The sequence below is a fragment of the SAR202 cluster bacterium genome, assembly GCA_016872355.1.
Taxonomy (GTDB): Bacteria; Chloroflexota; Dehalococcoidia; order Lucifugimonadales; family VGZY01; genus VGZY01.
This window is the reverse complement of the sequence record VGZY01000002.1, coordinates 43,674-61,457: the sequence shown is the minus strand read 5'-3', so window position 1 is coordinate 61,457 and position 17,784 is coordinate 43,674. Positions and strand designations below refer to the sequence as shown.

The following is a 17,784-nucleotide window of genomic DNA, read 5'->3' as shown; positions in this document are numbered from 1 at the left end:
TCCCAGGTGCGGTTCTTAGACCCTTCGCTGTCGCTCAGGGTGGCAGGGGGTTGGCCACCGGCTATTTCGGACGCTCCCTCGCGTAACCGCTTCCATACGTTGCAGACTGCTCTGAACCAATTCGTCGTCGGCACGAGGTCATACGCCAATGCGCCTGTCAAAACTCTTCGGCAAGACTCTGCGGGAGGAGCCGGCGGAGGCAGAATTAACCAGCCACAAGCTCATGCTGCGGGCGGGCGGCATCTACCAGGTCGCCTCCGGCGTCTACAGCTACCTGCAGCTGGCGTGGCGCTCCCTCCGCAAGATCGAGGAGATCATCCGGCAGGAGATGGACGCCGAGGGCGGGCAGGAGCTGCGCATGCCCACGCTTCAGCCCCGCGAGATATGGGACCAGACCGGCAGGACGGCAGCGTTCGGCCCGGACCTTTTCCAGGTCACGGACCGCAAGGAGCGCCCCCTCGTCATTGCGCCCACCCACGAGGAGGTGCTGACGATGATGGTGCGGGCGAACGTCCGCAGCTACCGCGACCTCCCTCTCACGCTCTACCAGATACAGACGAAGTTCCGCGACGCGCCGCGCCCGCGAGGCGGCCTCATCCGCGTCCGCGAGTTCGACATGAAGGACGCTTACAGCTTCCATGCGGACTGGGCGGACCTGGATACGACCTACCAGGCGATGGTGAAGGCGTACAACAACATCTTCAGGCGGTGCGGCCTCAACTTTATTATGGTAGAGGCGGACAGAGGCGCGATCGGCGGCAAGGACTCGAATGAGTTCATGGCGCTCTCGGACGCTGGCGAGGACACACTGATCGTCTGCGGGCGGTGCTCTTACGCCGCCAACGCCGAGAAGGCCTCGTTCGTGAAGCCGCCGCCGGACTTCATTGAGCGCCCGCGCAAGCTGGAGGACGTGCACACGCCGGGGCTGAAGACGATAGACGAGCTCGCGGAGTTCCTGGAGATAGAGACGATGAAGACGCTCAAGGCCGTCTTCTACATGGCGGACGGAAAGTTCACGTTCGTGGTCATACGCGGCGACCTGGACATTAACGAGGTCAAGCTCAAGAACACCCTCAAGGTGAGGGACCTGCGCATCGCGTTGCCGGAAGAGGTGAAGGCCAACGGCATCGTCGCCGGTTCGGCGTCGCCGGTCGGCGTGGCAGGCGTTCGGGTCATCGCGGACGACCCGATTAAGCTCGGCGCCAACTGGGTCGTTGGCGCGAACAGGCCGGACTACCACATCAGGAACGCGAACCTCGATCGCGATTTCACGGTAGACCTGATCGCAGACATCGCCCAGGCGCGCGAGGGCGACGAGTGCGTTAGGTGCGGCGGCCCGCTTGCGACGAAGCGCGGAATAGAGGTCGGCCACGTCTTCAAGCTCGGCACGCGCTACTCAGACGCGCTCAACGCGGTCTTCGCCGACCAGTCCGCCGCCGGGGAGCAGCACCCCATAATCATGGGTTGCTACGGCATCGGAGTCGGCCGCCTGCTGGCGGTGGCGATAGAGCAGAACAATGACGAGAAGGGGATTGTCTTTCCCCGCGAGGTCGCGCCGTGGCAGGTCCACCTGGCGGCGCTCAACGTCGACAAGCCGGAAGTGGCCGAGGCGGCGGACGCGCTTTACAGGGAGCTAACGGCCGCAGGCGTCGAGGTGCTGTATGACGACCGCGTGGAGTCCGCCGGCGTGAAGTTCAATGACGCGGACCTTATCGGCCTGCCGGTACGTCTGGTGGTCAGCCCGCGCAACCTCAAGCAGGGCGTCGTTGAGGTCAAAGCGCGCAAGGACGGCCAAGGTGAGGCGGTGGCAAAGGAGCAGGTGGTGGTGGGGGTGAAGGGGATGTTTTAGCCCGCGCGATTCATCGCGCCCGGGTTGCTGACGGCCATGGCTTGTGAACGAAACAGGCGCGATGAATCGCGCGGGCTACGGTTTGCTGAGGAATTCCCGCACCGCCGCCTCGTACCGCGCTCTGTCCACGTTCCACGACCCCACGTGCGTCGCGCCGGGCGTTTCGATGTATGTCACGATGTCCGGCCGTGCCGCCGCCAGCGCGTCGCTCGTGGACTTTGGCACCGTCTCATCCGCGTCGCCATGGAAGAGGAGGATCGGCGCCTCCAGCCTGTCCACGTCCCTCAGGTAGTCCAGCTTTCCCCAATGCACGCCGAACCGCACCTGCGCCACGTACTTTGCGAGCCAGGCGAACGGCCCCGGCAGCCCGCGGTCCTCCGCTCCCTTGTCCACAGTCGCGTTGAAGTTGAGCATCGGCGAGTCCATGACCAGAGCGCGGACGTCCTTCGTGCGGTCGGACTGGTACATGAAGTTCGTCACTATTGCTCCGCCCATGCTGAAGCCGACGAGCACCACATCCTCAGCGCCATTGTCTGTGGCGTACTTCACTGCGCCTTCGAGCTCCTCCCACTCCGTCTGGCCGAACTCGTAGAGGCGCTTCTCGGTGGCGATGCCGTCGGGGTCGTTGCGGTACGATATGACCAGAGCCGGGAAGCCCATGTCCAGCACAGTCGGGAGCATGCGGTAGGCCTCCTCGCGGTTGGCCGTTCTGCCGTGGACGAATACGACCCACGTGTCGCGGCTCCCGGGGAAGTACCACACGGGGAAGCTGCCAAATGGTGACGCGTACTCGACGTCCTGGTACCCCAGTCCAAGCGCCGTCAGGGGATCGTTGTCGTATGTGAACCTATCGATGCGGACCCGGTCTCCGGGCTCGAACGTTCCGTGCACCTGCTCGAATTCTCGTTCAACTTCGGAGTCGGTGAGCTCAAGAATCGTCCCGAACCCTGCCGTAGTCATTCTCTCCCTGAAGCCCGATTCGCCCGCAGTCTTCCACCGGATGGCGTCGCCTGTCAGCTCGGACGTGCGAAGGCGTATAGAGTCAGTGTCCACGGCTACCACCGCGAGGTCGTACACTGGCGGACCATCCCTCACGATCAGCCCGTCGTGCTTGAGGATGCCCGATACGTACCACGCCCCCGCGAGGAGGCCACAGCTCAGCAGCGCGGCCAGCGAGGCGGCGGCAATGAGAGTGATCTTCAGCGGGCGGTTCAAGAGGGTGCGTCTCCCAAGTAAGTCTCTCAAGGCCCAACGGGCCGGGATGACTCAGTAGCCCTGGGTTAGGAGCGAAAGGGTCGCCCCTTCGCGGAGCCTACGAGGCTCCTCCCTGGGCTGAGCCATTACGGCCCTTTGGGCCTTGAGGTAAGAGCGATACGCGTTAGGTCAGGTTGTACGCAATCCCCAGCTCCCTGCAGATGCCCTTGAACCACTCAATCACTTCGGGGTGGTAGGGTATGCCGTTGGCCTTGCGGTCGGCCATCGCCTCCGCCTCCAGGATGCCGGCGTAAATCACACGGTCGTGGCCGGGAGCGGTCTTCGTCGTCCTCAGCATCGTGAGGAACTCGTCCATCTTGTCCTTGAACTCCAGCGTATCCATGAACGCTTCGATACTGTAGGCGGCTACATAGTGGCCGAAGTTCGGCCGGCCGGGCACAAGACCGTACCCGCCGCCGGACAGTACGCCACCGAGAATGTCCACCATCGCTATGAGGCCGTACCCCTTGTGCGATCCCAGCTCGCGAGTGCTGCCGAGGGGGAGGAGGTAGGCCTGCGGTATGCCGTCCGCCCCGAGCGGGGGAGCAGGTGAGTACTCCATGATCGGGGTGCCGTCAGGTGCGGCCACCCAGCCGGGCATGAGCTGCGATTTGAGGCGGTTGGCCAGGCTGAGCTTGTTGCCGGGGATTGTGCTCATCGCCGCGTCAAAGACAAACGGCACCTCTTTGTTCGCAGGCGCGGCAATGGCGATGGGGTTGGTGCCAAGGCGCGCCTCCGCGCCGAAAGTCGGCACAACGTACACCGGGCACGATGTCATGCACATACCTATCATGTCGTGTTTCAGCGCCATCATCGCGTGGTACGAGGCCATACCCAGGTGCCGCCCGTTGCGGAGCGTCACCACCCCCATGCCGACCTTTTTCGCCTTTTCTATGGCCATTTCCATCGCCTTCGGCACAAGGATAATGCCGAGGCCCGCGTCCGACTCGATGTTCGCCGTGGACGGCGTTTCTCTCAGGACGCGCCAGTTGGGACGCGCGTTAAGCTCCCCCAGCCGATAGCCGCGGACGTACAGGCGGAGCATGTTCGATACTCCGTGACTCTCCACGCCGCGGAGGTCTGCCGCCACGAGCACGTCGGTTGCGATGTCGGCGTCGTCCGCCGTCACATTCATCTTTCGGAAGATGGCGGAAACGGTCTCGCGGAGCAGCTGCTCCTTGACCCTGATCGCCTGTGAGGGGTCTACCATGAAGGGCTTTAGCAAGTTTGGTTCTCCTGAAATGCCGTGGGGGTATTCTATTTCGGGGCATGCGGCGGCGCAAGGATAGGCGGGCCGCGGTGCTGTTCTGGCGGGAGGGTATGGGTTTTGCTACACTTTCCGGTGGCGCAACGTCCCTTTCCGGAGATAACCACTTGACTACTACAGAGAACCTGAGAGTAAGAGACCGGCTCTGCTCAGTATTTTCCAGGACGAACAACGAGGACCCCGGCGGGTCGGCCAACTGGTGGAAGCGGCTTCTCGTGATCGAGGTCGCCGAGCCCTGGGTGAAGGAGATTATAGATAGCAAGGCTTTCCCGCACGCCGTCTCGGCCACCGTGGCCAGAGCGTCGCAGATGGGCGCGTCCACGCGCCTGCAGGCGGTGAGGAAAGACAAGGAGTACTCTGTCCTTGGCCACTCGCACGTCATGCTTTTCACCCGAGCGGACGGGCTCGCGGCAGGCTACTCCAAGCTCCATTACCTCGTTCCGACCGAGAACGTGAGTGATGTGGTCGAGGCGCTCCTTATCAGGCCTGACGATCTGGCGAAGTTCGTGAAGTACCAGGAGCGCAACTCGGGCTCCAGGGACCTCTTTGTCTGCACTCACGGCAGCCACGATACTTGCTGCGCGACCAATGGGATACCGATCTTCGACGCTCTGCGCACGAATTACACCCGCAAGGCCGGCGGCGACCTGCGAGTGTGGCAGGTCAGCCACCTGGGCGGCCATCGCCTTTCTCCTAATGTGCTGGACATGCCGGACGGCCGGTATTGGTCGCGCGTGGAAATGGGCTTCCTGGATTCGCTGGTGCTTCACACAGGGTCCGCCGCCGCGGCAGGGCGGTACTATCGCGGATGGGCTGCCATGCCGTCGCCCTGGGAGCAGATCGCCGAGCGGGAGATCATGGTACGTGAAGGGTGGAGCTGGTTCGGGCGGCCTGTTGCGAGCAAGGTGACATGGCTCAGCGACGACAAGAGACTGGCACACGTGCGCGTCGATTTCACGGATGCCAAGGGCGCCAATCCGGGCGCTTTCGAGGCCGCCGTGGCGATGACAGGCACAGTGCCGACGTTTACCTGCCTGGGAATGGCTCCCACAGGTACGGCGAATCAGTATGCCGTCAGCAGGGTGACGAAGATCGGCTAGGTTGACCGATGGGCGCCATGCATCCATTTGCCCGGGCTTTTGTTTGACATCACATTCGACTTCGTGCATACTAAGTGGTGTAGGGCATACACCCTCTGCGAAATGCAGTGGGGCTGTAAACCCGGGACATTCGAAGGGGTATTGCAAAGATGCAAGTCACGCTCGGGCGCAGGCCGGTCACTAACGCACTCAACACCAGGACAGAACTCTTCCGTTCCCGCCGCCATGAGCGTGGTGCGTTCATGCCGGCATGGATGGGCGGCGTGCTCCTGGCAACTGCCTCCGTTCTGATCGCAGTTGGCATGCTCATCAACTAAAGGCCCGCTCCAGCAAAGACAATCGAACTTCGGCGCTCCCATCACCGGGAGCGCCGATTATTTTTGCCCGTTCATGCGGTCATGCAAAGTAATGCGGCGCGCATACGCCCTGCTCCAGGCCATTCGCAATAACGGGCGCTGTTAGTTCACATTCCGGAATTGTTCCCTACCATGAACACTTACGATAGGTGGAGAGAACACACAGGGTTTGGCAGGTTTAGCTATAGTAGAAATTGAAAATGATAATCTTCTCGTCGACATGTTGACATTGGATGGTCTATTTCCTACTATGCGGTTAAGGACGTTAAGTACTAACAGGTTTAGAGAGGAGACGACTATGCCCAGGACAAGCAGGACGAGCGTATTCATCAACTCCGACCGGGAACAAGTTTTCAACCACGTCAAAGAGTTCACGAAAATGGCGGAGTGGAGGGGAGACCAGGTCAAGATTGAAAAGGTTACGCCGGGGATCCTTGGCATCGGCTCCAGGTTCAAGGTAGAGGCCGTGGACGGCAAGCCCGCGGCGGAGATCGAGGTAACAGATTACGAGTTTCCGCTGCGGTTTGCATACAAGGCCATCGCGGGAAAGTCATCTCATGAGCATATATTCGACTTCCATCTCAAGGAAAGCGGCAAACAATACGAGGAGACCGTAACGTCACGCGGCCCATTGCTTTCAACTTTAATGCCCAGGCAGGGGCTTGCGGCGCCCGCCTCAAAGAAGGCCCTCGAGACACTGAAGGCGCGCATGGAGCAGCCGGTCTCCACCGAAACAATCAAGTCGCCCTAGCCGCCTTCGACCCTTACTTGAACGGCCCCGTCCTATCGGGGCCGTTTCTTTTTGTCGAACGTTGACAGAAAGGTTCAGGAAATGCACCATTTCGATAGCTCTCAGCATATTGTCGGCGCACAGGAGAGGCGGAATGCCCCACCCACGGCTGATCTACTACCAGGACGCGCACCACTTCCATGCCAAGCGCCTGGACCCGCCAGTGACGCTGAATATGTTGCGCTGGCCGGTTGATGAGCTCCTTGGCACCGGCGTGGATGCGCTCGCTTTTGGACTTGGCTACGGCGACGTCTATTTCCACCAGAGCAAGGTCGGTCGCGTTGTGGGCCAGAAGCAAGACGTCTGGACCTCCTTTATCGACTGGCGGATCATGCGTATGGTCAAAGACACTGCCGCCATGGGCACCGACCAGGTCCGGGAGGTCATCAACAGGGGGAAGGAAACGGGGCTGAAGGTCTTTCCGAGCCTGAAGCTCCAGAGCTGCGACAAGTTTGGCTCAGACAGATGTGGGATATTGAAGTGGGACCACTGGCAAGAGGTGTGCCTGGGTGAGAAGGACCCTAACCATCCGCGCTATGAGTGGTGCTACGACTACGCCAACCGCCGCGTTCAGGACCACAAGCTGGACGTGCTCCGGGAGCTCCTCGAGGATTACGAGCCTGAGGGCATCGAGCTCGATTTCATGTTTGTGCCGAAGTTTTTCCGCACAGGCACAGAGGAAAAGAACATCCCGGTCATGAATGAATTCGTCGGCCGCGTTCGCGAGCTCGCGGACCGAATAGGGGCGAAACAGGGGCGGCGGATACCGATCGAGGCAAGGGTGCTTGACCAGCGAAATGCCAACCTCAAGCTGGGGCTGGACGTAGAAGCGTGGCTCAAGAACAAGAGCGTGGATTTGGTTGTGGGGCAGGCCGCCGAGCAGCTGGTTGACACGGGTACGATCGATATCCGTTGGCTCGTTGATGCTGCCAGGCCGGCGCAGGCCGGGGCGTACTTCCGCCCTCCACGGCGGATTTACGATGAGCGCGTGGTGCTTCCTTCCGAGGATATGTACCGTGCCCTGGCCCAGACGCTCAGCGTTCAGGGCGCAACCGGCATGTACCTTGGCTACCTGCCGTGGCCGTTCGCCGAGCGGGAGTACCAGGTCCTGCGGGAAATGGCGCACCCCAGCGCGCTCGTGCTTCGTGAAAAGAGATACCTCGCCCAGCCGCGCGAACCTGGGATGACCTTCGAAGAGATGCTGGACTACGGCGGCGAGTTCGGCACCATCAAGCGCCAGGCGGAGGACGAGATCACGGAACCCCCCAGGCGCGTGTTGCCGGTACAACTGGAGGAGGGCAAGACAGCGCTCGTTCCAATCGTTGTTTCCGACGACGTTGATGCGGCCCGAAAGAACGGCGAGATGAGGTCTCCGCAGCTATCTGTCCGATTCTCCGACTTCTGCGTTGAGGACGAAATCGAGATACGGTTCAACGGGCGGGTGATGGCCCGGTCTGAGGCAGAGGTCACGGACGAGCGGGCGCTTCAGATGAAAATCAAGCCACGGACCAGCCCACTTTTTGCGCCATTGCGTATGGCGGCGCACTGGTTCCGGTATTCCCTGCCGATTGACATCCTCAAGCAGGGTGAAAACGTTCTGGAAGTTACAGTGGTCAAAATGAGCAAATCGGCTGGGTTCGCCAGGTACATCAACGGAGTTGAAGTGCTTACGCGATACAAGGAGTTTATCCGGCCCGAATCACTCAAGCAGGAAAGGGTAGAGCCGGTCTCCGGCTAGGAAGGCAAAAGGACAGAATGAAGCTGAGGACGCTGGTCTTAATCGGGTCATTATTCGCGCTCGGCATTTCGGCCGCCGTTGCGTGCACGCCGGATGCTGACCCATTTGCCGTGGGCCAGAGGCAAGACGAGCGCATCGGGACTGCAACGCCAAGGCCGCTGGGGGCTACGCCGGTAGTTGTTGATGGCGAAGAGCCGACTGTCGACGACACTCCGGCGAAGGGCGTTGTTAACTTCGCGGAGGTGAACGACAACACCGTCAAGATCGTAAACTTCATCACCGCATATGTCATAGTCTATGGGTATTTCTATACAGTGGAGCTTGTTACTCCCGCCGGCGAAGCCTAAGAAGAGGCTGTGTTGACAGGGGAAGTCGACGCCGCTCTAGTGGCCAACAGGACCGAAATCGCGGACTGGTACGAGAAGAATGTAGAGTCCGGTGCCCTGCTCGACCTTGGCACGGTCTACAATGACCAGTCGGACTACCGTATCCTCGCCTCACCAGCCCTCCAGGCAAAGGCCCCTGAGGTCGCCGACTTCCTGTCTCGCGTGAAGATCCCAGACGCGGTTGTTGCAGAGGCCGCCGGCAGGATCACCACAGGTCGCATCGGCGTGTCGCCGGCCGTGTCATCCCAGATATTCTTCAAGCAGCAGGAAGCCGTCTGGACTCCATGGGTGGACCAGCAAACGGCCACTTTCGTTAGGGACGCCATTGCCCGAGGCGAGAACAGCCTCAATCGCAAGTGCATAAAGGTCCCCGGCGCCATAGGTATGGTCTGCAGCGACACCTAGAGTTCCATCCTCACTCGGGCCTTGTCAGGGGTGCCTTTTGAAAATTGTCAATATTGATTCGTTTCCGATATACCCCAGGATCGCTGAGCGTTACAAATCGCACGGCCGAACTCACGACTACTACTCCCGGATGTTTTATCGGGTAACCACCGATAACGGGATCGTTGGCTACGGGGACTACGATTGGGAAGGCGCGAGGCAGAAGGAGCCGAAGCTTGACCGAATTGTAGACCGCAACCCCTTCGACTTTCTGAACAACAACTTCAATCCCGGTCTTGGCATGACGCTCTACGACGTGATGGGCAAGTACCTCGAGGTGCCTGCCTACAAGCTGATGGGACAGAAGGTGAGGGACGGAGTTACCGTCGCCGCATGGACCGGCTCGTGCACGCCGGCGCTGTACCGCGAAGAGATAAAGCGGGCAGTGGCGCTGGGCTACATGGTCTTCAAGATGCACATGCGCGGCTTCTGGGACGTGATGGAGCACATTCGCATGGCCGAGGAGGTTGCGCCTCCGGGCTTCAAGCTCCACTTCGATTTCAACGGCAACCGGACTATGGGGGGCGTCCTTGACCTGGTCAATCGCATGGAGCAGCACCCTATCGTCGGGTTTATTGAAGACCCGTTCCCAAATCACGCTCTGGATGACTGGCGCAGGCTCAGGGAAAAGTCGCGCATCCCTATCGTCATGCACAAGAATCCTCTGAGCGGCTACCAGGAAGCCCTGACAGGCGTTGCAGACATCTATATGATCGGGGACGGGTACCCCACATGCAGCATCGGTGACACCCTGTCGAGAGGCAACCTCTACTCGAGGGCGAACATTCAGACCATAATGCAGATGACGGGCGGCACGCTCGGTAAGGCCCTTGCTCTCCACATGGCGGCCGTCCTGCCGAGCGCGACCGGACACTCGATCAACCTGGAGGACCAGTGCGATGACGACGTGGCCACGAAGAAGATCCCGATAATCGAAGGCTTTTCTCCCGTGCCGGAAGGTCCCGGGCTCGGTGTGAATGTGGACGAAGCGGCTATCAAGCGACTTTCCGCGCCGCGCCCGCAGGCGACCACCCGCCGGCTTGGCATCACATACATGCCGGGCGGCAAGAAGCTGTACACACCGTCCAACCCGGACCTCACCCGGATAACCGGATGGGAAGAAGGAACGGTCCGCGGCGCGGACTTCGAATACTGGTTCGACGACGGCTCGAAGGAGTTCGCGGCCATGCACGCCAGGGTGGCTGCCGGCGGTCCCCAGTGGGAGTGACCAGGAGAATCTAATACCATGACCGACCGACGCCTTGTGACAATTACCGTGTTGCTGCTTCTGGCGTCGGTTATCTCCTGCACGCCGAAAGCCGATCCGTTCGTGGTAAGCGACAGGCGATCGATGATTGAGGGAACGCCCACGCCGAGGCCGACGCCGGCAGGGATCCCGGTCGGCTCGCCTACGGGCCCGGACACCTTTTCTCCGTATGACACACCCGCCAGGGGCACCATCCGCCTGGCGCAGTGGGACGACAACGCCCTCCAGATTGTTAACTTCGTCGCCGGGTACCTGGCGGTCTACGGGTATATTTACTCCGTAGAGATGGTCCAGGTGCCATCCGATCAGTATCCCGATGCTCTTGCGAATGGCGCCGTGGATGCCGTTATGGACTTCGACCGTGGACGCTTTTCCGACTGGTACGCGTCCAACGTGTCCGCGGAGAAGTTCGTGGACCTGGGCTCGGCGTTCGGGGCGAAGGAGAACAGCCGCATAGTCGTGTCGTCGCTGGTTGCCGGGCAAATGAAGGACGCCTGTGCCGTGTTTTCGGCCATGACTCCCGAACCGTCCGCAATAGAGAGGCTTGCATCCATAGTTACCGGCGGGCGCACAGGCATATCGGTGGCGGTTGCTGGGCTTATCTACTTCAAGGAGAACGAGGCCTCCTGGACCGCCTGGGTGCAGCCGGAGGCCGCGACGCTCGTGAGGCAGGCGATCGCCGACGGCAGAAACAGCCTCAAGCGCAAGTGCACGCGGGCGGGGATATCGGCCAACCCCTGCACGGACTGACGGCGAGATCAGCGGCGTACTGACTGCACGGGCCGCCGCCTGCCATGCTACTGCGGGTTGCGGGGGAAGAATATCTCGATCTTCGTCGGGTCGCGGCCGTAGCCGTCAAGCACACGGGGCGAGAGCCCAGGGTTTTCGATAGCGGCGCGAACGATGCTCTTGTTGAAGATGCTCACGCTATCAATCCCCAGGTAGTCGTCCACAGACATCCACCGGCACTCTTCGATTTCGTCTTCCTGCTTGCATATTTCGTTGGAGAGAGGCTCAAGGCGGCACACGAAGTAGATGTCCGATTTGCCGTACCGGTAGCCGTGCTGGTTCCGCAGGCTGACGAGCGACTGGAACCTGGTCTTTATGCCCGTCTCCTCCAGCACCTCTCGAATTACCCCGTCCACCAGATGCTCGCCTGCGTGAAGCGCGCCGCCCGGCAGCTTGAAGTTGCTCGGGATTCCCTGTTTGCCGCCGCGCTTCTCCCTCACCACGAGCAGCTCCCGCCGGTCGTTAAGAACAACGCCGCCCGCGCCGATGTAGTGCGTCGCATACGCCGGTATGAACGCCGTTTCCACCAGCCGGCAGGTCATCATCAGGTACCCTTCGCCTGCGTGGTGGTACGAAAAGCCAAGGTCCGCCGCAATAGGCACCAGCCTGGCGCGACTGATCGGCAGTTCAAGCCAGACCAGCTTGTAGCCCTCTTGCCGCCACGCTTCGATTGAAAAGGCGAGCTTGCGACGGAAAAGCTCCGGCTCAGTAGGCAGAGCTTCAGGGCTCACAACAAAGCCGCCGAACGCGTTGGCGGCGCCTGCAAGTGATTCCACAGACACCTCGAACGAATAGTGAATTTAGAATAGTGAATAGTGAATTAAGGACAAGCCCGGCTGTTCAATTCACTATTCTACCTAGTCCACGGGAACGCGTACGACGGCTTGTTAGCGTACCGCTTCATGCCGGCGCTCACGCGAATTCCGGTCGCGGGCGGCAGGACTACCTCGAAATAGCTATTGTTAACGGGCACGGAGCGGTCCGTGCTGGTGGCCTTTGCCCGAATCCACGTCCCCGGATTCGTCCCGGTCCAGTTGCGGTCCGTCTCTGTGTAGCTTACGTCAGTAAACTGGTGCTCCCCGTACGTGCCACCCTGCACAATGACGCGGCGGGACTCTACTGGGTCCAGGTTGACGAGCTGCACACCCGTGCGGTCGGCCTTTATCTCGTCCACCAGTACGCCCACGTCCTCCGGCATGCCGGGCCGCGCGCGATCGGGGTCGAAGATGCGTATGCTGCCGGTCTGAAGGCCGCCGTTGTACAGGTGCTGCGGGCCGCCTGTGACCAGGTGCGTCAGCCCCTTCATCACGAGCGGGTTCGCCGGCCAGATGTTGTCTTCCAGTATCTGCTCAAGCGAGCGGTGGTCGTTGACGAAGCTGCTCGTGACCGTCTGGGAGAACTGTATCTCCGCCTCCACGAGCCGCTCCGGCCAGTCCGCCAGCTTGCCGTCGTAATACTGGAAACGGCCCGTGTCCGTGCGACCGCCCTTGGGGTCCGGCCCGGACGGCACGTCGTTCCAGTCAGCTGTGCGGTTGCCTTCCCGCAGCATCGCTATCATCTGGTAGTCCTCGGGCTTTTGCGATGCGTTGAAGAGGTGCACGAACTCCTTGATCGTCCATGGGCGATGCTCCGCCCACCCTTCGGGGCCGTACCTGTTCGGCAGCAGTAGCTGGCCGTCTTCGCGCTTGATGGAGTTGTCCAGCAGCAGGCGCAGCTGCGACCTGAGCAGGTCCAGGTAGCCTGTATCCCCGCTGACGAGCGTCGCTGCCTCCACGCCGATCGCGATCGCCGTGAACATGCGGTCGCAACCGCCGCGGCGGTTCCAGCCGTGCATGCCTCCCCACCACTGGCCGTTGCGCTTTTCGCCTATTTTGCCGGTGGGGCCAATGTTGTCCGGCATAATTCCGCCGTTCTTCTTCGTGCGGTCAATCCACGCGCCTACGTAGTCCTCAACCCACTGGCGGTACTTGTCCTCGCCTGTGTACATGTACGCCATTGCCATCAGGCCCGTGCAGGGGAGGTTCGTCGGCTCGTCGCCGTTGAGGACAATGTCTTCGAACAGTCGCAGGATTTCGTCCCGGCGTTTCGGGTCTTCGAACCAGTTGGGCTCAAGCTCTTTGACGATGGGGTACAGCGGAGTCATCAGCTTCCCTGCGCTCGGCTTGCTGGCGACGCCGCGACGGTGGCCGAAGTCGCCGTACGACGCGGGGTCGAGGAAGTACCGCGCCAGGTCCATCGCGTTCGAGACGTAGCCGCCCTCGTGCACCATCGGCGGAGCGTCGATGGCCCGGAGCATTGGCCCCTTGCTGCCTCCGAAGGGGGAGCGGATGATCTTGTGCTTCGGGTCGTAGTTCGGCGCGCTCGGGTCCTCGCCGTTGTAGAACGAGGCATACCGCCTGGCGCGCCGGATGTTCTCTTCAATGGTCGGGTCGACCAGCGGCAGCTCGTGGAACGACTGCAGCCCTTCGCCGATGTGGAACCAGTCCGCGTTGAATGGGATCGCGAGCGTCCAGAACTCGTTGTGGAGCTGGGCCATATACATGGGATGGATAGAACCCGGCTTCCACCGATTACTCCTCTCCCCCTGGGAGAGGATGTCCGGCTTTGCGGACAGGTGAGGGTGCTGCTCCACAGGCGAGGGCTTGAACTCTTCGCTGTAAAAGCGGGCCGTCGCGTTCCACTCGCGGATCGCCAGGTCCTTGAACTTGCTGCTTCCGCCCACCGAGTAGAGGAGGCCGCGGTTGACGCGGCTCTCGAACACGTCATCCACGTCGTAGATGAAGTGCATGTTACCGTCGGGCGTCGTGTACTTCTCGTTAAAGACCTCCACGCCCTTTTCCATCGTCGTTATGAGCTGCCGCTCCAATACGGCCCACGCGGGCGGAGGAGTGATCCGGCTGGCGGTAATGGTTGCTATGCCGGGGATGGAGATGGGCTTGTTGGCGGGCAAGGGATGCCTCCACGGTGGTGAATATTTCGAGCGGGCCGTCGTTGCGGTGGCAGGGTATCAGGGGATAACGAAGGTTGTCAAAGGAGGGTAGGCATAGTTGAATGGAGGTGCGGCGGTCATCTTGTAGCCCGCGCGATTCATCGCGCACGGGTCGCCAACGGGCGACCCTGGCGAGCACGACGGGCGCGATGAATCGCGCGGGCTACAGGGGACCGGTTATTTCCCCACGGACTTCTCGCTGAAGCTCACCTGCACGAAGCACTCCGGGATGTGGGAGTCGTAGAGGCCGTGCATGTTCCACACCCAGCCGGGGCTGTCCTTGACCACCCAGCTCGGGAGCGGCTTCGTCTCCTTGTCGTACTGCTGAAAGCGGGAGAAGTCGATACGCCACACGTCGCCCTCTTTGGGCGGCAGTGAGCGGCCGTTCGCCAGCCACTTCATGCTTTTCCAGGGGAACGCGATCTCCGCCGTCCAGCCTTTATCCGTGTCGTCGCGCTTGTTCAGCGTGCCGTCGATGTGAATCGCCGTCTTGAGCCCCTTCATGTCCCAGTCCAGGAAGCCCCAGCGCGCGCCGCGCGGGTGCTTGCGGCCGTCCAGCCCGTTCAGGACCCAGACGTTGCCGCCGAAGAGGTCGAACTCGGGGATATCGAACTTACCGCCGCGCTTGTACACATCCTTCCAGATCCAGAAGATCTCCAGGACGGTCCCGAGCGAGTTCATCTCGAACTCGTAGTACGTGTCTCCGCCGTCGATGAAGACCTCGACGTCGTTGTCGTTCCAGATGAACGAATCGCGCTCCGTCAGCGTGCCGCGAACGTCCGGCTCCTCCACCCAGAAGCCCACGTACAGGTAGTCGTCGTCCCACAGGACGGCAGCGCGGGTGTCGTGCTCCACAGGCTGGCCGGTGACGAGGTCCACGAAGCGTGTCGACTTCTGCGCCAGCTTCCACGAGGGCTCGTCCAGCTTGCCGTCGATCTTGATCGGCCCTGCCGCGCGCTTGGCGGTGTACTTTGACTGCGCCGTCGCCGAGCTTCCGTAAACGTGTGGCATGAGTGAGTCCTGAATTAGATTTAGTCCGTCTAGTATAGCGATGTCTTCGTCGTCAGGCGGTCCCAGCGCGCAGTGAACAGGTGGGCGAGCACCGCCTCGCGCGATTCGGCCGTATCGATCCGGTGCAGGGCGTGGAGGGCGTTGCCGACGACATAACGATTGCTGTCGCCCAGGGACGAAATTAGCGCCTTCGTGGCCCCTTTTGCATGGGGGCCGATCTTCGCCAGTGAGAGCGCTGCGAACCTGCGCACGGTCTCATCCTGGTCCTTGAGGGCAGGGACGAGGGCCGCAACGCCTTTCGACGTCCCCTGGCTTACCGTGCCCATAGCCTCCGCTGCGAACTGGCGCACAAGCGGAGAATCGTCTTTGAGCGCCGCAGCAATGGCCGGGACTGAGGCCTTCGCGGCCGGCCCGATGTCCATCAGTGTAACGACCGCGCTCGCTCGGTTCCACATATTGCGGCTGGAGGCGAGGTCGACCAGCAAAGGGACGGCAGGGGCGCCCATCGCCATCAGGGCATAGCTTGCGTTCGCGGACGGCGATGTCTGCCCGGGCGGCCTGCGGGTCAGCTCGGTGTACCACTTTTCGGCGGACCCGTCGCTCAGTAGCTTCACCAGCGGGCGGGCGGCTTTTTCGCCCACCTTCGCCAGCGTGTACGCGGCGTCGAATGCGACGCGCTCAGAGTCGTTTGAAAGCGCCGCCACCTTCTGCCTGATCTCCTTTTCGCTCATCTCAAGGGTGCCGGCCCTGCCCTTTGACAGCTTGCCGTAGTGCCAGTCCCACATGTGCGACCACATGGCGGTGTGCTGGTCGCCCTTCTTTGCAACCCAGGCATCGCCCGTGCTCCGCCAGCTCGGAGCGGTGGGCTCCGACATGCGGGTGAAGAGGTACTTGTGCATATACCGGTTCTTCTGGCTACGGTTAGGCGTCGCGCGGTGCCACACATCGTAGTTCGCGATCACAACGCTGCCTGCTGGGCCGGCCATGAAGCTTTCGGGCGTGTCCGTCTCCGGGTTGTACTTGTTGAAGTAGTGGCTGCCGGGCACTACGCCCGTCGGCCCCATCTCAACCGTCGTGTCCTGGGGGAAGTAGAAAGTGACCATCCAGCGAGTGTGGTGTCTGCGGCGGGTGAACGAGTCCTTGTGCATTGTCTGGCCGGGGCTGCCTGGAGGGTTGAAGTGCATGTGGCGGTGAGGCTGCATGAAGTAGTCGTCGCCCAGGATGCTGGCGAGCGCCCCCGCGACGCCGGGATCGTCGTAGATTTTTTGCATGGCCGGCACTTTGGCCAGCAGGTTGTTCCCCGGGTTGCCCTCTTTGTTCAGCTCTTCCGATGCCCTGAAGATCTCCCGGTGGAACTCGGGCGGCAGGGCCGTCTGCACCCTTACAAAGCCATTCCGCACGAAGTCCCTCATCTGGGAGTCTGTGAGCTTTTTCATGGGCATGGTCCAACTCTCCTGCCGTTCCGAGTCGTCTCTAGTTCTGGTTCATCGTGGGGACTTTGAGGGGCGGGGCCACGTCCATTTCCGTGAGAACAATGGCCTGCTTCTTGTACACCTGGATGCGGTAGTGGTCGGCCTCCACCACAAACATGTGGCCCTCGGAGTCCACCCGCACGGAGCGCGGGCCGGCGAAGAGCTTCTCCTGCTCGTTGTCAGCCTCAATCCTCAACCGGTTCTGCTTGGCCGAGTGCCGCCTCAGGTAGACCTCGATCTCCTGCCTGGAGAGCGTGGCGTCTCCGAGGAACTGCTGGATATAGCGTCCCGTCTTGTCGAATAGCTGCACCCTGTTGTTGCCCCAGTCACACACGTAGATGTCGCCATCTTTGTCCACGGCTATGCCCATTGGCCTGTTGAGCTGCCCCTTTCCGCTGCCGGACTCTCCGAACTGGAACTGGAACTCCCAGTTCATATCGAAGACCTGAACGCGGTCGTTGCGCCAGTCTGCCACGTAGATCTCGTCGTGCTCGCTGTCCACGTGGGTGCCCCACGGCATGTTGAACTGGCCTGGCTCCGAGCCGAGCGAGCCGAACATTGAAACAAAACGCCCATTCTTGTCGAACTTCTGGATGCGGTGGTTGAGAGAGTCGACGACGTACAGGTTATCCTGAGCGTCCACGGCAAGGCCCGATGGACGGTTGAACTGGCCGGGGCCGGTCCCGGCCTCTCCAAACCGGCCAAGATACTCGGCGTCCCTGTTGAAGACCTGCAGGTAGTCGAAGGCCTGGTCCGAGCAAAACAGCCGATTCTTGCCGTCGATAACGATCTGGCAGGGCCAGTGGAACTGGCAGTGGCCATACGGCCCGTACTGGGCGTTCCGCCACGCCATGCTGCCGATGTACTCGTCTTCAAGGTTAGTGATGTAGATCGGCCCGGGGTTGCCCTTGCCGTAGTTGGTGCCCTGGCACAGCGTGTAGATGGTGCCGTCCGGCGCAATGGTCATGTCGTTAGGCAGGATTGTCCTCCCGCGCGCTCCGATCGTCTTGTAGTACGGGAATCCCGCACGAAGCAGGGCATAGGGTCGGGACATAAGTCACCTCCCACAATA

General features: G+C 61.4%; 15 protein-coding genes. 8 read left to right on the top strand and 7 right to left on the bottom strand.

Annotated elements, in window-relative coordinates; genetic code table 11:
- Positions 1–148 precede the first annotated feature (148 nt).
- Positions 149–1,849: a proline--tRNA ligase gene (locus FJ319_00890; GenBank protein ID MBM3932858.1), complete on the top strand. Its 1,701-nt coding sequence runs from the start codon at positions 149–151 to the stop codon at positions 1,847–1,849.
- A gap of 75 nt (positions 1,850–1,924) precedes the next feature.
- Here FJ319_00890 and FJ319_00885 read toward each other — a convergent pair whose 3' ends face one another.
- Positions 1,925–3,064: an alpha/beta hydrolase gene (locus FJ319_00885; protein MBM3932857.1), complete on the bottom strand. Its 1,140-nt coding sequence runs from the start codon at positions 3,062–3,064 to the stop codon at positions 1,925–1,927.
- Between the two features lie 163 nt (positions 3,065–3,227).
- On the bottom strand, positions 3,228–4,328 hold the full coding sequence (locus FJ319_00880; protein ID MBM3932856.1) for an Ldh family oxidoreductase: 1,101 nt from the start codon (positions 4,326–4,328) through the stop codon (positions 3,228–3,230).
- 44 nt (positions 4,329–4,372) lie between these two features.
- Between FJ319_00880 and FJ319_00875 the strand changes: the two genes are divergently transcribed.
- The 7 genes from FJ319_00875 (at position 4,373) to FJ319_00845 (ending at position 11,201) form a co-directional block, all read left to right on the top strand.
- Positions 4,373–5,470 (top strand): hypothetical protein, encoded by a 1,098-nt coding sequence (locus FJ319_00875; GenBank protein MBM3932855.1) that lies wholly within the window; start codon positions 4,373–4,375, stop codon positions 5,468–5,470.
- Between the two features lie 525 nt (positions 5,471–5,995).
- Complete coding sequence (locus FJ319_00870; GenBank protein MBM3932854.1) at positions 5,996–6,577, top strand: hypothetical protein; 582 nt, start codon at positions 5,996–5,998, stop codon at positions 6,575–6,577.
- 133 nt (positions 6,578–6,710) lie between these two features.
- Positions 6,711–8,354 (top strand): hypothetical protein, encoded by a 1,644-nt coding sequence (locus FJ319_00865; protein MBM3932853.1) that lies wholly within the window; start codon positions 6,711–6,713, stop codon positions 8,352–8,354.
- A 17-nt stretch (positions 8,355–8,371) separates the two neighbouring features.
- Positions 8,372–8,701 (top strand): hypothetical protein, encoded by a 330-nt coding sequence (locus tag FJ319_00860; GenBank protein MBM3932852.1) that lies wholly within the window; start codon positions 8,372–8,374, stop codon positions 8,699–8,701.
- Positions 8,702–8,713: 12 nt separating this feature from the next.
- Entirely contained in the window at positions 8,714–9,145 is a 432-nt protein-coding gene (locus FJ319_00855) for a hypothetical protein (protein ID MBM3932851.1), read from the top strand.
- 37 nt (positions 9,146–9,182) lie between these two features.
- The gene (locus FJ319_00850; GenBank protein ID MBM3932850.1) at positions 9,183–10,412 is read left to right on the top strand and encodes a hypothetical protein; all 1,230 of its coding nucleotides are present in this window, start codon (positions 9,183–9,185) and stop codon (positions 10,410–10,412) included.
- 18 nt (positions 10,413–10,430) lie between these two features.
- Positions 10,431–11,201 (top strand): hypothetical protein, encoded by a 771-nt coding sequence (locus FJ319_00845; GenBank protein MBM3932849.1) that lies wholly within the window; start codon positions 10,431–10,433, stop codon positions 11,199–11,201.
- Between the two features lie 47 nt (positions 11,202–11,248).
- Here the strand turns inward: FJ319_00845 and FJ319_00840 are convergent, their stop codons facing one another.
- From FJ319_00840 to FJ319_00820, 5 genes are all read right to left on the bottom strand, one after another.
- Positions 11,249–12,016 (bottom strand): NUDIX domain-containing protein, encoded by a 768-nt coding sequence (locus FJ319_00840; protein MBM3932848.1) that lies wholly within the window; start codon positions 12,014–12,016, stop codon positions 11,249–11,251.
- 77 nt (positions 12,017–12,093) lie between these two features.
- Positions 12,094–14,166 (bottom strand): hypothetical protein, encoded by a 2,073-nt coding sequence (locus FJ319_00835; protein ID MBM3932847.1) that lies wholly within the window; start codon positions 14,164–14,166, stop codon positions 12,094–12,096.
- Between the two features lie 240 nt (positions 14,167–14,406).
- Complete coding sequence (locus FJ319_00830) at positions 14,407–15,240, bottom strand: polyhydroxyalkanoate depolymerase (GenBank protein ID MBM3932846.1); 834 nt, start codon at positions 15,238–15,240, stop codon at positions 14,407–14,409.
- A 29-nt stretch (positions 15,241–15,269) separates the two neighbouring features.
- Positions 15,270–16,682: a hypothetical protein gene (locus tag FJ319_00825; GenBank protein ID MBM3932845.1), complete on the bottom strand. Its 1,413-nt coding sequence runs from the start codon at positions 16,680–16,682 to the stop codon at positions 15,270–15,272.
- A gap of 31 nt (positions 16,683–16,713) precedes the next feature.
- Positions 16,714–17,766 (bottom strand): 6-bladed beta-propeller, encoded by a 1,053-nt coding sequence (locus FJ319_00820; protein MBM3932844.1) that lies wholly within the window; start codon positions 17,764–17,766, stop codon positions 16,714–16,716.
- Positions 17,767–17,784 lie beyond the last annotated feature (18 nt).